15 protein-coding genes are annotated in these 13,020 nt (G+C 63.0%); 8 read left to right on the top strand and 7 right to left on the bottom strand.

From position 1 onward, the window contains the following. The first annotated feature begins 32 nt into the window (after positions 1-32). Complete coding sequence (locus tag IEY62_RS10595; protein ID WP_189017156.1) at positions 33-1,346, top strand: MFS transporter; 1,314 nt, start codon at positions 33-35, stop codon at positions 1,344-1,346. Then, a complete protein-coding gene (locus IEY62_RS10590) occupies positions 1,343-1,618 on the top strand; it encodes a hypothetical protein (RefSeq protein ID WP_189017153.1) in 276 nt (91 codons plus the stop codon). Before IEY62_RS10595 ends, IEY62_RS10590 begins: the two co-directional genes overlap by 4 nt. Here the strand turns inward: IEY62_RS10590 and IEY62_RS10585 are convergent. Both IEY62_RS10585 and IEY62_RS10580 read right to left on the bottom strand, forming a co-directional pair. Continuing rightward, positions 1,604-1,957: a TraR/DksA family transcriptional regulator gene (locus IEY62_RS10585; protein WP_189017150.1), complete on the bottom strand. Its 354-nt coding sequence runs from the start codon at positions 1,955-1,957 to the stop codon at positions 1,604-1,606. The genes IEY62_RS10590 and IEY62_RS10585 overlap by 15 nt on opposite strands. A 6-nt stretch (positions 1,958-1,963) precedes the next feature. Next, entirely contained in the window at positions 1,964-2,446 is a 483-nt protein-coding gene (locus IEY62_RS10580) for a pyridoxamine 5'-phosphate oxidase family protein (protein WP_189017148.1), read from the bottom strand. Between the two features lie 226 nt (positions 2,447-2,672). Here IEY62_RS10580 and IEY62_RS10575 point away from each other — a divergent pair, with 226 nt between their 5' ends. Further along, a complete protein-coding gene (locus IEY62_RS10575) occupies positions 2,673-3,125 on the top strand; it encodes a hypothetical protein (RefSeq protein ID WP_189017144.1) in 453 nt (150 codons plus the stop codon). On the opposite strand, the gene IEY62_RS10570 is transcribed toward IEY62_RS10575, so the two are convergent. Further along, positions 3,122-3,742 carry a dihydrofolate reductase family protein gene (locus IEY62_RS10570; RefSeq protein WP_189017141.1) on the bottom strand — a complete coding sequence of 207 codons (621 nt, stop codon included), beginning with the start codon at positions 3,740-3,742 and terminating at the stop codon, positions 3,122-3,124. The genes IEY62_RS10575 and IEY62_RS10570 overlap by 4 nt on opposite strands. A gap of 82 nt (positions 3,743-3,824) precedes the next feature. Next, positions 3,825-4,220 carry a hypothetical protein gene (locus tag IEY62_RS10565; RefSeq protein WP_189017138.1) on the bottom strand — a complete coding sequence of 132 codons (396 nt, stop codon included), beginning with the start codon at positions 4,218-4,220 and terminating at the stop codon, positions 3,825-3,827. A gap of 85 nt (positions 4,221-4,305) precedes the next feature. Here IEY62_RS10565 and arfB point away from each other — a divergent pair, with 85 nt between their 5' ends. From arfB to IEY62_RS10550, 3 genes are all read left to right on the top strand, one after another. Then, a complete protein-coding gene (arfB, locus tag IEY62_RS10560; protein WP_189017135.1) occupies positions 4,306-4,725 on the top strand; it encodes an alternative ribosome rescue aminoacyl-tRNA hydrolase ArfB in 420 nt (139 codons plus the stop codon). A gap of 47 nt (positions 4,726-4,772) precedes the next feature. Continuing rightward, on the top strand, positions 4,773-5,177 hold the full coding sequence (locus tag IEY62_RS10555) for a RidA family protein (protein WP_189017132.1): 405 nt from the start codon (positions 4,773-4,775) through the stop codon (positions 5,175-5,177). Positions 5,178-5,249: 72 nt separating this feature from the next. Then, entirely contained in the window at positions 5,250-7,892 is a 2,643-nt protein-coding gene (locus IEY62_RS10550; protein ID WP_229785206.1) for an excinuclease ABC subunit UvrA, read from the top strand. 1 nt (position 7,893) lies between these two features. On the opposite strand, the gene IEY62_RS10545 is transcribed toward IEY62_RS10550, so the two are convergent. The 3 genes from IEY62_RS10545 to IEY62_RS21805 form a co-directional block, all read right to left on the bottom strand. Continuing rightward, the gene (locus IEY62_RS10545; protein ID WP_189017128.1) at positions 7,894-9,642 is read right to left on the bottom strand and encodes a pyruvate dehydrogenase; all 1,749 of its coding nucleotides are present in this window, start codon (positions 9,640-9,642) and stop codon (positions 7,894-7,896) included. Between the two features lie 87 nt (positions 9,643-9,729). Continuing rightward, positions 9,730-10,077, bottom strand: coding sequence for a DUF3846 domain-containing protein (locus IEY62_RS10540; protein WP_229785204.1), 348 nt, complete (start codon positions 10,075-10,077; stop codon positions 9,730-9,732). Between the two features lie 130 nt (positions 10,078-10,207). Then, the gene (locus IEY62_RS21805) at positions 10,208-10,342 is read right to left on the bottom strand and encodes a hypothetical protein (protein WP_268241115.1); all 135 of its coding nucleotides are present in this window, start codon (positions 10,340-10,342) and stop codon (positions 10,208-10,210) included. 150 nt (positions 10,343-10,492) lie between these two features. Between IEY62_RS21805 and ligD the strand changes: the two genes are divergently transcribed. Both ligD and IEY62_RS10530 read left to right on the top strand, forming a co-directional pair. After that, a complete protein-coding gene (gene ligD, locus IEY62_RS10535) occupies positions 10,493-11,731 on the top strand; it encodes a non-homologous end-joining DNA ligase (protein ID WP_189017122.1) in 1,239 nt (412 codons plus the stop codon). Between the two features lie 77 nt (positions 11,732-11,808). Then, a complete protein-coding gene (locus tag IEY62_RS10530; protein WP_189017119.1) occupies positions 11,809-13,011 on the top strand; it encodes a cation:proton antiporter in 1,203 nt (400 codons plus the stop codon). Positions 13,012-13,020: the final 9 nt, after the last annotated feature.

Genomic DNA, 13,020 nt, shown 5'->3' with positions numbered 1-13,020 from the left:
CGGTGCGGGGCAAACGAGGCGAGAATTAGCAGGTGGTCACTCCACGCACGGGCGGGTCCGGCGAGACCCTGAACCACGCCGCCCGCAAGATACAACGCGTCTACCTCACATTGACGCTCGGCAATACGGTTGCGGCGTCTTTCATCTGGGGCATCAATACCCTGTTCCTGCTCGATGCGGGGCTGAGCAATCTGGAGGCCTTCGCCGCCAACGCTTTCTTCACAGCCGGAATGGTCCTCTTCGAGATACCCACTGGTGTGGTGGCCGATGGTTGGGGACGGCGCATGTCCTTCCTTCTGGGCACCGTGACGCTCGCGGCATCCACCTACCTGTACTACCTTTTATGGCAGATCTCAGGCGCCTTCTGGATGTGGGCTGTGGTCTCTGTCCTCCTGGGCCTGGGTTTCACCTTTTTCTCCGGGGCCGTTGAGGCGTGGCTCGTTGATGCCCTCCGCTTCTCGGGTTACGAAGGCGGACTTGAATCCGTGCTTGGACGGGGCCAGATGGTCCAAGGAGTGGCGATGCTTCTGGGTTCCGTGGCCGGCGGCGTCATCGCCCAGGCGACCAACCTTGGCGTGCCGTTCCTGCTCCGCGTCGCGGTGCTGCTTGCCATGTTCGCCGTCGCCTTCGGACTCATGCACGACGTCGGCTTCTCACCGGAGCGTTCGACGCACCCACTGCGGGCTACCCGCGCTGTACTTACCGCGTCGATTGAGAACGGGCTGAAAAACCCGCCCGTACGGTACGTGATGCTGGCCGCACCCTTCAGTGCCGGCGTCGGCATCTATGTCTTTTATGCGTTGCAACCCTACCTTCTTGACCTCTTCGGCGACCCGGAAGCTTATTCAATTGCCGGCCTGGCCGCCGCCATCGTTGCCGGTTCCCAAATCCTTGGCGGTTGGCTGGCCCCACACGCCCGCCGCCTTTTCCATAAACGCACGTCTGTATTGATCCTGGGCGGGCTGGGTGGTTGCGTGATCCTGCTGGTCCTGGGGATCACCCACAGTTTTTGGATGGCCTTGGTACTGTTGGCGCTATGGGGCGTGGTGGGATCTGCCGTCACCCCCGTCCGTCAGGCGTATGTGAATGACATGATCCCCTCCAAACAGCGGGCCACTGTCCTCAGCTTTGACTCCTTGATGGGCTCCAGCGGTGGCGTCGTCATCCAGCCCCTGCTGGGCCGTGGCGCAGACCTCTACGGATATCCGGCGTCACTGGCCATGGCCGGGGTCATCGAACTGCTTTCTGTGCCCTTCCTGCTGGCCAGCCGTAAGCAGGGCGCAGCGGCGGACCGTTCCAGCACCGCCGAAACCAACCCGAACAATGAAAGCGCGGACAATACGTGATCTCACTGCAGCAGGACCCGCAAGGCTTCATCCGCATGAAGCGGCACTTCCCGTCGAGTGTTTCCATAGCCATCGAATTCACCGACGGTACGCGGGAAATCTTCACGGGAACCGTCCTCAACGGGATCTATGATGAGGCGTTGGCCGCCTATAGGGCTGGCAATCATCTCGACGCCAAGGGTTTCAAGCGGGGCCCCAGCAAGAAGCAGCAGCAGGGAATCGAGTTCGTTCAGGTCTCGCCGGGAATGGGCCAACCGCTACCTTCGCCCTGAGGCATGGTCAACGCAGAACGGCGTCCACGGCCTGGCTTCCAGCCGGCCTTCCGGAATGTCCACCCCGCAGACTTCGCAGCGGCCGTAGGTGCCGGCCACGATCCGCTCCAGGGCGGCATCGATTTGCTGCAGCCCCTCCCTGCTTTGGTCAAGGAGAGCGGATGCCTGGGAAAGCTCGAAGGCTATGGTGCTGCCCTCCGGATCATGTTCGTCGTCCACATTGGAGTCCTGGCGGGCCGCATTGACCGACGTGATGTCGCGTCGGAGATCTGCGAGCAGCAACAGCCTGCGTTCGCGCTCCTGCTCAAGGACATGCCGGAACCGTCCTGCGTCAACCATCTCAACTCACAGTTCCACGGTGTCGCTTTCGCCCACGCTGAAGCGTGAGTTGGTGACCTTGGACTTCACCCACTGAAGGACCGTGGCTGCCGTACCACCAGGACTGGTCCAGTATTCGGCAGACTCTGAATCCACGTGCAGCAGGCAGACCTCCGGGGTGTCAGGGCCATCCGGGAACCACGCCTCCACAACCTGGTTCCACAGCTCATGAATTTTTGCGCGGTCTGTGACAACTTCGGCCGTTCCGGCAACGGAGACCCACTCCGTGTTCTTGCCGAACGAGACGTTCACGCGGGAATCCTGGCGGACGTGGGCAACTTGGGACGTTCCCAGTCCGGTAAAGAACCACATGTCGCCGTCGTCCTTGACATCCTGTACCGCCAACGGGCGGCTGACCAGTGCGCCTTCTTCATTGATGGTGGTCAACATCCCGATCCTGGAATCGTTGATGATGCCGGTGACTTTGCTGATGCCCTGCTCTTCAGTCATATGCCGCTTCACTTCCTTTTCCTTCGGGGACTTTCCCCACCCCGACAGCCTATTAGTAAGTCTCCTTATTTACTAGGCGGACGAGGCAACAGTGGTTCGATCACCACGGAAGCAGGTCTTTTGGGAATCATGGCGGCGCCTTGATCGTTCTGTTGGTGAGAGGCCTGTCAACAGCAAGCCTGCCCGGTGTCGGGCGAACATCGTACGAGGAAGTTTGGGGACTGCCATGATGTTGAATGAAACCATTGCCCACCTCCGGGCCGCACACTTGATGGTCCGGGATGCCGAGGAATGGGATGCGCTGTCGGCGGCTCTCACTGACGCGTACGGCGCCAACGACGAAGACCTCATAGAGCAGCTCCAGCCACCGTTCCTGCAATCATGGCGGACGGTCACGCGCTATGTCCTCCGTGACACCTTCGACAACGCCGGCATCTCGGTCGCCGACCCCAACGACCCCTGGGGAATAGCAATACTGACCTCACACGGAGTGGCCGCTGAACCCGTCCTCTGCACCAACGTGCCGGCCGGACTCCTCAGTGCCTCCACTACGATGGACAGCCCGATCGGAGGGACCCTGGCCGGCCGACGCCTGATGACTTTCCCGGAAACCATGGACCACTACGCCGAGTCCTTGAGGCCTTTGTTCAGCGAACTGGACGCACGGCAGGTCGGTTAGCCGCCGCTTCGACCCAGTGGGGCATCAATGACGCGGGGAACGTACTCCAGCAACTGGAGCCGGCCGTCAAAAGTCCGGCTGTCCACCATGTCCAAAGCAACATCCGGGTAGCCGTCATAAATCCGCTCGCGGCCGGTCTTGCCGGTGATCACAGGGAAGACGACCAGACGGTACCTGTCCACTAATCCGGCTGACAGCAAGGAACGGCAGAGACTCAAACTGCCCAGTGTGCTCAAGGTGCCGGTACGCGTCTGCTTCATTGCCCGAACCGCTTCCACGGCATCTCCAGATACGAGTTCGGAATTTGGCCACGCCAACGGCTCTTTCAAGGTGGAGGAGAAAATGACTTTGGGCACGGCCGCGAGGCCCGCCAAACTGTCGCCTTCCTCCTGGGAAAACCCGGAGTCCGACCCGGTCGCTTGCCCGGACATGCTGGACATGAGCCGGTAGGTATTCGCTCCCATGAGCGTGGTGTAGTTCTTCTTGGCCTCCTCGTCGAGCCAGGCCAGGTATTCCGGGCCCTCGAGCCCCCACCACCCCGGCCATCCCTCAGCGGAGGCGTAGCCGTCCAGGGAAATGATCAGGTCCACCATCACGGTTGCAGTCTGATCGTTCATAGCATTCCTCCCGGTATGGCCGTCGACGAAAGCCCCGCGCGCAAATGCTAGCCCCGCGCCGGCGGGTCTTCAAGAGGGGATGCTAAAGGGCCAGCAGCACGATTCCGCCAAGCGTGCTGAGAATCCCTATACCGGTGAGGATCCACCCCAGGATCAACACTGTATGGTCGTACCGCGGCGGCTCCAGAGCGCATCGTGATGGGTGGCAGGCATCGTAGTGGACTACCACTGGGCCGGAATCAAGGCCGCCCTCCTTGGCCGCAACGTCCAGCAGGACCTTGCGCTCTTCATGATCCTGATCCACCCACTGCAGCCCAAGGTATCCCCCGGCGGCAAACCGTTCGCCGTCGGCAGTGACCCAGGTGCACCGGCGTCGGGCAATGATCCAGGCCCACACCAGCAGGGGCACGCCGGGGACGAACCCCACCCACGTCATCATCTCCAGGATGGGTCCCAGAAACTCCACGGGGCCAGTCATGATTCGATCCTAAAGGTGGCAGGTGAACATCGGGTATTCGGCGGAGTGCACGCCCGGGGCCTGACGGACGTGCAAGGCTTGTTCCATGGATCTGGAAATCTCCCCATCCCTGACGATTCCCTCGTGGGAACTCAGCTGGCGGTTCTCGCGCTCTTCCGGGCCGGGCGGCCAGCACGTCAACACCACGGACACCCGGGCCGAGCTGACATGGGACGTTGCTGCTTCTGCCACGTTGACCGACGAGCAGCGGCAGCTGCTCCTTACAAGCCTGGCCAAACGGCTCGTCGCGGGCGCCGTTACCGTGACCGCTTCCGAGGACAGGTCACAGCTGCGGAACCGTGAGCTCGCCCTCGCCAAGCTTGCCGGGCTCATCAGGGCCGGACTGGTTCCCGCGACCGTCCGGCGCGCGTCCAGGCCCACGCGAGGTTCGGCCCGCCGTCACCGTCTGGCCAAAGAGCACCGCTCCGCGACCAAGCAACAACGACGTCGGCCCGCTGCGGACTAGAGCCATCTCCCCTGTTGGTGACCGACCCTTGGTGGGACCATACAGTCATGGCACCCATACAGCGCATCAGCCCCGAGGGACTCATCTCAAGCCCGGCCTTCAGCCACGTCGCTGTGGTTCCCCCGGGTTCGACCACCATTTACGTCGGTGGGCAGAACGCCGTGGACGCCGCTGGAAGGCTCATCGGTGAGGGCGATGCGGCCGTCCAGTCCGCGCGCGCACTGGACAATGCTGAAACCGCGCTTCAAGCCGCCGGTGCCTCGTTGCGGGATGTCGTTCAGTGGAATGTCCTGTTCGTCCAAGGAGCTGACCTCGCCGCAGGTTACGGGGCAATCGCATCCAGGCTGGCCTCACGGGAACCACCCCTGGTTACCGCAGCCTTTGTTTCGGGGCTGGGTGTACCCGGGGCCTTGGTCGAGATCAGCGCAGTGGCCGCGATCGAACCAGACTAGGAACCGTGGTCAGCAGCTGCCGCCGGCTGTGCCCCGGGCCGGCTGAGCCCGGAGGCCGATAGAGTCGTACAAATGGACAGCAAACTGACAATCGCCAGCCAGACCGAAGCCGCCCAGTCGCCCCCGCACGCCGGCGACCTCGGTGGCGGCTTCGTCGAGGTGCGGGGAGCCAGGGAGAACAACCTCCGCAACGTGGACGTCGACGTTCCCCGCGACGCTATCGTAGCCTTCACCGGGGTATCCGGATCCGGAAAATCCTCCTTGGCCTTCGGCACCATCTTCGCCGAAGCCCAACGACGCTACTTCGAATCCGTCGCCCCGTATGCCCGGCGCCTGATCCAACAGGGCCACAACCCCAAGGTTGAGTCAATCACCGGGCTTCCCCCCGCCGTCGCGCTTCAACAACGCCGGGGAACGGCAACCGCCCGGTCAAGCGTGGGCACGCTGACAACACTGTCCAACTCCTTGCGGATGCTCTTCTCGCGTGCCGGAAGGTATCCGGAAGGAGCAAGCCAGCTGGACTCCGACGCGTTCTCGCCAAACACGGCGGCCGGCGCGTGCCCCGAATGTCACGGCCTGGGCGTCGCCCACACCGTAACCGAGGAATCGTTGGTCCCCGATCCGTCATTGACCATCAGGGATGGTGCCATCGCGGCGTGGCCGGGCGCCTGGCAGGGCAAGAATCTCCGCGACATCCTCACCCATTTGGGATACGACGTTGATACGCCGTGGAAAAAGCTCCCCAAGAAGGACCGCCACTGGATCCTGTTCACCGATGAACAACCCGTGGTGGAAGTGACGCCGCAGCGGGATCGCGTAGCCAAGCCGTACAAAGGCCGTTTCTGGAGCGCAAAAAGCTACGTCCTGCACACCCTCGCTGATTCCAAGAGCAGCACCATGCGCGACCGCGCGCTTCGCTTTATGGAAACGGGACGGTGTCCCATGTGTGGGGGAAGCGGCCTCCGGCCGGAGGCGTTGGCGGTAACCTTCGCCGGCAAGACCATTGCCGAACTCAACGCGTTGCCCATGACCGAACTGGCCAGTCTGATACGTCCCACCACAGAGGAAACCTCGGCCAGCACAGCTTCCCGCACCCAGACTTCCGGCGAGACCAACGAGGTAGCAATCGCCATTACCCGCGATCTGCTCAACCGCATCACCGTGCTGCTGGATCTCGGCCTGGGGTACCTCGCCCTGGGCCGTCCGACGCCCACCCTCTCCCCCGGCGAAATGCAGCGCCTCCGGATCGCCACACAACTTCGTTCCGGCCTTTTCGGCGTCATCTACGTTCTGGATGAGCCCTCCGCAGGCCTTCACCCAGCCGACGCCGAACCGCTTCTCGCTGTGCTGGACACGCTCAAGAGCTCCGGCAATTCCGTGTTCGTGGTGGAGCACAACATGGACTTCGTTCGGGCTGCCGACTGGTTGGTGGATGTGGGGCCGCATGCCGGCGAGGGCGGTGGACAGGTACTTTACAGCGGCCCCGTTGCGGGGCTGAAGGCTATAGAGGATTCCGTCACCCGCCCGTTCCTTTTCCCTGACGGTGGCAACCGCGGCGCAGGAACCCCTGAAGCGCACGACGACGGCCCCGTCGCCACCGCGACCGGCCATGCTCCGCGTGGAGCAAAGGAAGCAAGGGAAGCAAGGGAAGCCACGGACTGGCTCAAGCTGAAGAAGGTCCATCGGCACAATCTGCAGAACCTCGACGTTGATTTCCCGCTGGGCGTGATGACGGCGGTAACCGGCGTCTCCGGATCCGGAAAGTCCACCCTGGTCAGCCGGGTCCTCGCGGATGTCGTGGGCGCCGGACTCCATCCGGAGTCACCCGGGGACGCCGCTGGCAATGGCAGTGACACCGGGGAGGCAGGCTCCATCCATGCCGGGACAGACGCCCCGGGTGCGCGCGCCTTGGTGTCCGGCCTCCACCGGCTGGACCGGCTGGTGCAGGTCGACCAAAAACCCATCGGCCGTACTCCACGTTCCAACCTGGCCACCTACACCGGGCTCTTCGATGGAGTCCGGAAGGAATTTGCCGCCACTGATGGCGCACGCGCCCGCGGCTTCGGAGCGGGAAGGTTCTCCTTCAACGTAGCCGGTGGCCGCTGCGAAACCTGCCAGGGAGAGGGCTTCGTGGCGGTGGAACTCCTGTTCCTGCCCGGCAGCTACGGCCCGTGCCCCGAATGCCACGGTTCGCGGTTCAATCCCGAAACACTGGAAGTCACCTACCGTGGGAAGAACATCGCCGATGTCCTGGGCATGACCGTAAATGCCGCGTCCGGCTTCTTATCCGATCTGCCGTCCGTGTCGCGCAGCCTCCAGACTCTCAAGGAGGTGGGCTTGGGATACCTGCGGTTGGGCCAGCCCGCAACGGAATTGTCCGGTGGCGAAGCCCAACGCATCAAGCTGGCAACCGAACTGCAACGCATCCAACGAGGACACACCCTGTACCTGCTGGACGAGCCCACCACCGGCCTCCATCCCGCAGACGTCCAGCTCTTGATGGCCCAACTGCACAGGCTGGTCGACGCCGGCAACACCGTTGTGGTGGTCGAACATGAGATGGACGTGGTGGCCGGGGCGGATTGGGTCATCGACCTGGGACCCGGAGGCGGCGACGCCGGCGGCCAGATCATGGTCGCAGGGCCGCCGGCCGTCGTCGCGCGTTCCACTGCGGGCCGCACCGCGCCCTACCTCGCCGCCGCCCTGAGGCAGTAGCCTAGCGCCGGGGAATGTTCCGGAGGTTGCTTCGTGCCATGCTCACGGCTTCTCCGGCGCCCCGGTTCAGGACCACTTTGGACATGGCAGTAGCGAAGCCAATGACCTGGGATCCGGAAATCTTCGGCGGGATGGACAGCGCATTCGGGTCAGTGATGAGTTCCACCAGGGCTGGGCCGGGATGGGCGAACGCAGCCCGGTAGGCACCTTCGATGTCGGCAGGGTCTGTGACCCGCACGGCATGGAAGCCCAGGGCTTTGGCCACCGCGGCGTAATTGGCATCGGGAACGTCAACGCCGAAGTCAGGTAGCCCATCCACCAGCATCTCCAGCTTCACCATGCCCAGGGTGGAGTTGTTGAACACCACCACCTTCACCGGCAACTGGTGGGCGGCCACGGTGACCAGCTCCCCCAGCAGCATGGAAAGCCCTCCATCACCGGAGACAGATACCACCTGTCGGCCCGGATAGGCCACCTGGGCACCAATGGCATGCGGGAGTGCGTTGGCCATGGACCCATGGAGGTAGGAGCCGATGAGGCGTCGGGTTCCCAGAGGATTGATGTAGCGGGCTGTCCAGACATTGCACATGCCGGTATCCGCGGTGAATACCGCGTCCTCGGCAGCAAGCTGGTCCAGCAGCGAAGCTGCGTATTCAGGGTGGATGGGTTGTTTCTTCTCCACCTTGCGGGTGTAGGCCCCCACGGCCTTGTTCATCAGGCGATCATGCTTTTTGAGCATCTGGTCCAGGAAGCGGCGGTTCTTCTTGGGCCGCACCAGGGGCAGGAGGGCGTTCAGTGTAGGCAGCACGTCACCGTGGACGGCAATGTCGACGTCGGTGCGTCGCCCCAGCCGCTGCGCTGCCCGGTCCACTTGGGCAGTCCGGGTGTCCGGGAGGAACTGGTCATACGGGAAGTCTGTCCCAAGAAGGATCAACAGATCCGCGTCCTCGATGCCTTCCGCCGCAGCGCCGTAACCGAGCAAACCCGTCATGCCGATATCGAAGGGATTGTCGTACTGGACAAAGTCCTTACCCCGCAACGAGTGCCCAACAGGCGCGTTGATCAGCTCAGCCAGTGAGATGAGTTCGTCGTGGGCGCCCGCAACGCCGGCGCCGGCGAAAATGGCGACCTTGCCGGCGTCGTTGATGGCATCGGCCAGCTCGCGGACACTTTCCTGGTCAGGCACCAGAGTCGCGGGCCGGAACGTAGCCGGCAGCGGCGACGGTGCGGCGGCCTCAAGATCGGCAATGTCGCCGGGAAGCGTCACGACGGCGACTCCGCCCAAGCCGACCGCGTTCTGGATGGCGCTGTGCATGACCCGCGGAGCTTGCTCGGCAGTGCTGATGAGCTCGGAGTACACGGAGCACTCGTTGAAAAGCCGGTCCGGGTGCGTCTCCTGGAAGAAGCCGCTGCCGATCTGCCGGCTCGGAATATGTGAGGCAATGGCCAGCACTGGAGCGCCGGTCCGGTTGGCGTCGTACAGGCCGTTGATCAGATGAAGGTTGCCTGGACCGCATGATCCTGCACAGACGGCCAGCTTTCCCGTCAATTGGGCTTCAGCCGCCGCAGCAAACGCGGCCGCTTCCTCGTGGCGCACGTGGATCCAGTCAATGCCCCCGTTTTTCGAGCCGCCCGTCTGACGGACGGCGTCAACAATCGGATTGAGGCTGTCGCCCACAATTCCGTAGATCCGCTGCACACCGGCAGCCTGAAGTTGTTCGATGAGTTGGGTGGCAAGTTCTTTGGCCATTCTGTGCAGGCTCCCTCAATTGTGGTGGTGGGCTGACATGGCCAATATAGTCGGCCAGCCTCTTCAACAGCTGGGAACAGGAAGAGCCTACGCCGCCAGTCGCACCTCGAACAGGCGCTCCGCCAGGCCGACGAGGGAGTCGGGGACGTCTTCCTCCAAGCCCCCGTTTCCGTGTCCGAGGAACACGGCGTTGCCACTGACGGAGTCTTCCACGGCGGTTCCCGCTTCACGGATCAGGACCTCCGCCCGTGGGTTCAAGGGCAAAGGAACATGAATCGCTTGGTCATTCAGAAGGACATGCCATCCTTTCCCGTTTATGGCTTCCACATTTCCCTCCACGAGCAACTGGCGCACCTCCAGCATTTGTCCGATTTCCTCCAGGCGAACCCGCTCACCCAGGCGGGCAGGGACAATCAAGGCAACTGTTTTTCGCATAACCTGGTTTTCCATTTCTCCAACACTCAATTCCCAGCCTCAATAACTGCGGTCTTTGAGTCCCATCCAGCGATCGGGCCTCTTGACGGCTGCCAAGGCCCCCACCACACCGTGGGGGCCTTGGCGCGGCCTAACGCTGGTTTTTCCGTGGCTTCGAAAAAACGGTATCGCTTGTTTCAGCCTTTGCCCGCTTTTCGGCCCGCTTTTCCAGAATGGTCTTGCCTGACTTTTTTGATTTTGCACCATTAGGCGATTTACCTGACATTTCCAACTCCTTGTTTGCCTATGCCAACACCATACCTACTTATATTTTTAAAGCCAGTCCGCGGATTATCCCCGCACGGCAGGAGCCCAAGGTTCCAATTTTTGCCCCCGTGCTCTGGTTGGATCCAGTGTTCATTGCTAGCGTGACCGCATGAGCCCCTCCAAGACACCGGCGGAGATACTCGACATTGGCGGTGCCGAGGTCCGCATCTCCAACCCGGACAAAGTGGTCTTTCCCGGGCCAGGGTTGAGCAAGCTCGATCTGGTCCGCTACTACCTGGACGTGGCCGAAGGCGCCCTCCGCGGAGCCGGCGGCAGGCCCATGGTGTTGAAGCGCTTCCCGAAGGGCATTGATGCTGAGCCCTTCTTCCAAAAACGCGTACCGGAGAACCACCCCGGTTTCATCGACACGGCAACGCTCCACTATTCCTCCGGGACCTCAGCGGAGGAGACTGTCATCCGCGACGCTGCAGGCCTGGCGTGGGTGGTCAACCTGGGGTGCCTGGACCTCAACCCGCACCCGGTCAGGGCAGAAGACCTGGAACACCCCGACGAACTCCGTGTCGACCTGGACCCCATGCCAGGAGTGGACTGGTCCCAGATCGTGGACACCGCATACGTTGCGCGGGAAGTCCTCGGAGACGTCGGGCTGGTTGGCTGGCCGAAGACAAGCGGTTCACGAGGACTTCACATCCTGGTCCGGATTGCACCCCGGTGGACATACCGGGAGGTGCGGTTGGCCGCTGAGACCCTTGCCCGCGAGGTGGAGAACCGGGCTCCGGGGCTGGCCACTGCAAGATGGTGGAAGGAAGAACGGGGCGAAAGCGTGTTCGTGGACTTCAACCAGAACGCCAAGGACCGTACAGTGGCGTCCGCGTACTCCATCCGGTCACGGCCCGACGCCCGGGTGTCCATGCCACTGACCTGGGATGAAGTCCGTTCCGCGCGTCCTGAACAGTTCACGGTGCGAACTGTTCCGGAGCGATTTGCCGCCATCGGTGATCCGCATTCCGGAATCGATGATGCGTCCGGCTCCCTGGACGGACTGCTTGCCTTGGCCGCTGAACTCGGACCGGCTGAGAAGGCACCGCGCGCAGGTGATGGCTCCGGCCGGCGGACTTCCACCATGCCCCTTATCGAGGTGGCACGGACCAAAACCAAGCCCGAGGCACTCAATGCCCTTGAGCAATGGAAGGACCTTCACCGAGGCGTCGTCCCCAAACTGCATCCGGCTGACGTCCTGATCGACGGAATGCGGGGATCCAGCTCCCTTTGGTACCGGGTCAGGGTCAACCTGCAGCACGTTCCGGAACCGGAGCGGCCCCGGCAGGAGGAGCTCATATCCAACTATGACCCGTGGGCCGGCCGGGAATGGCCCGGACGGCCCTGACGCGCCACGTCCCACGCTGGGAGTAGAGCCATGCGCCGTCGCCACCCGAAGCGGTCCGGATACCGGAGGGACCTGTGATGCAAAGCCTGTCCGTGTCTCTGGTGCTCATCGCGGCCATGGCCGTCGCGGCACCCCTCGCCGCACGCTTCGTGGAGCGGGCAGTGAAGGTGCCCATCGTAGTGTTCGAGATTGTCCTTGGCATGGTCCTGGGGCCCAGTGTCCTGGGCTGGGTCCAGTCCACCCAGTTCACAGATACCCTGGCCGATTTCGGGCTGGCCATGCTGTTCTTCGTGGCCGGCAACGAGATCGACTTCAGGGCAATCCGCGGCCGGCCCCTTCGCCGCGCTTCCGCCGGCTGGGTCATCTCCCTGGCGGCAGGTATGGCCGCCGGGTTGGCATTGACGTCCGCAGCCGAGCCCTCGGTGATCATCGGCGTCGCGCTTTGTTCCACCGCACTTGGCACCCTGCTGCCCATCCTGCGGGACGCCGGCCAAGCGAAGACGCCGACCGGCATCGCGGTGACGGCTTTGGGGGCAGTGGGCGAGTTTGGCCCCTTGATCGCCATCTCGCTGTTCTTCAGCGGCAGGCAACTGGGGGCGGCATCGGCAGTACTTCTTGGATTCGTTCTCCTGACGACAGCGGCGATCTTCCTCGCTTCACGCTCGCAGCATGTCCTGTTTCATTCGCACATCACCCGGACCCTCCACACCAGTGGGCAGTTCGCCATCAGGTCCATCATGCTCATCCTCAGCCTGCTGGTAGTACTGAGTACCTTGCTGGGCCTGGACATGCTGTTGGGCGCTTTCGCGGCAGGGCTGCTCTGGAAAGTTGCCATCGCCCGGGCGCCGGAGGCGGAGCGGACTGTCATCGAAAGAAAAGTGGACGCGATCGCTTTCGGGTTCCTGGTGCCGGTCTTCTTTATCGACACGGGCATTGACTTCGAGCTGGCTTCCTTGACGTCGAGCCCGTTGGCTTTGGCCATGGTTCCCTTGTTCCTGGGCTTACTCCTCCTGGTCCGGGGATTGCCCTCCGTCCTGGCAGCGCCGGTGGGCTCAACGTCCGCCGCGAAGCGCGCGATAGTTCTTTTTGGCGCCACGGGTTTGCCGGTCATCGTGGCTGTCACGTCCATCGGCAGGGACCATGATCTGATCTCCAGCGGCATCGCATCGGCCCTGGTCGGCGCAGGAATGCTGTCCGTGCTACTGTTTCCGTTGCTGGCCCTTCGCCGGCTTCAGGGCACTGCGTCGCCACAGCCGGCGTCGGAGAATGAAATACCCTGACTGTCGCGC

Origin of the sequence: Paenarthrobacter histidinolovorans (assembly GCF_014647595.1) — a bacterium.
Lineage (GTDB): Bacteria > Actinomycetota > Actinomycetes > Actinomycetales > Micrococcaceae > Arthrobacter > Arthrobacter histidinolovorans.
Note: the sequence above shows the minus strand (reverse complement) of the source record. Positions and strands in the feature narration are given on the sequence as shown.

Bases quoted from the DNA above. Each gene is read 5' to 3' on its own strand.
- IEY62_RS10550 (WP_229785206.1), top strand. From the start codon at position 5,250: ATGGACAGCAAACTGACAATCGCCAGCCAGACCGAAGCCGCCCAGTCG.
- IEY62_RS10530 (WP_189017119.1), top strand. From the start codon at position 11,809: ATGCAAAGCCTGTCCGTGTCTCTGGTGCTCATCGCGGCCATGGCCGTC.
- IEY62_RS10545 (WP_189017128.1), bottom strand. From the start codon at position 9,642: ATGGCCAAAGAACTTGCCACCCAACTCATCGAACAACTTCAGGCTGCC.
- arfB (WP_189017135.1), top strand. From the start codon at position 4,306: ATGGATCTGGAAATCTCCCCATCCCTGACGATTCCCTCGTGGGAACTC.
- IEY62_RS10585 (WP_189017150.1), bottom strand. From the start codon at position 1,957: ATGGTTGACGCAGGACGGTTCCGGCATGTCCTTGAGCAGGAGCGCGAA.
- IEY62_RS10565 (WP_189017138.1), bottom strand. From the start codon at position 4,220: ATGACTGGCCCCGTGGAGTTTCTGGGACCCATCCTGGAGATGATGACG.
- IEY62_RS10580 (WP_189017148.1), bottom strand. From the start codon at position 2,446: ATGACTGAAGAGCAGGGCATCAGCAAAGTCACCGGCATCATCAACGAT.
- IEY62_RS10540 (WP_229785204.1), bottom strand. From the start codon at position 10,077: ATGCGAAAAACAGTTGCCTTGATTGTCCCTGCCCGCCTGGGTGAGCGG.
- IEY62_RS10575 (WP_189017144.1), top strand. From the start codon at position 2,673: ATGATGTTGAATGAAACCATTGCCCACCTCCGGGCCGCACACTTGATG.
- ligD (WP_189017122.1), top strand. From the start codon at position 10,493: ATGAGCCCCTCCAAGACACCGGCGGAGATACTCGACATTGGCGGTGCC.
- IEY62_RS21805 (WP_268241115.1), bottom strand. From the start codon at position 10,342: ATGTCAGGTAAATCGCCTAATGGTGCAAAATCAAAAAAGTCAGGCAAG.
- IEY62_RS10570 (WP_189017141.1), bottom strand. From the start codon at position 3,742: ATGAACGATCAGACTGCAACCGTGATGGTGGACCTGATCATTTCCCTG.
- IEY62_RS10555 (WP_189017132.1), top strand. From the start codon at position 4,773: ATGGCACCCATACAGCGCATCAGCCCCGAGGGACTCATCTCAAGCCCG.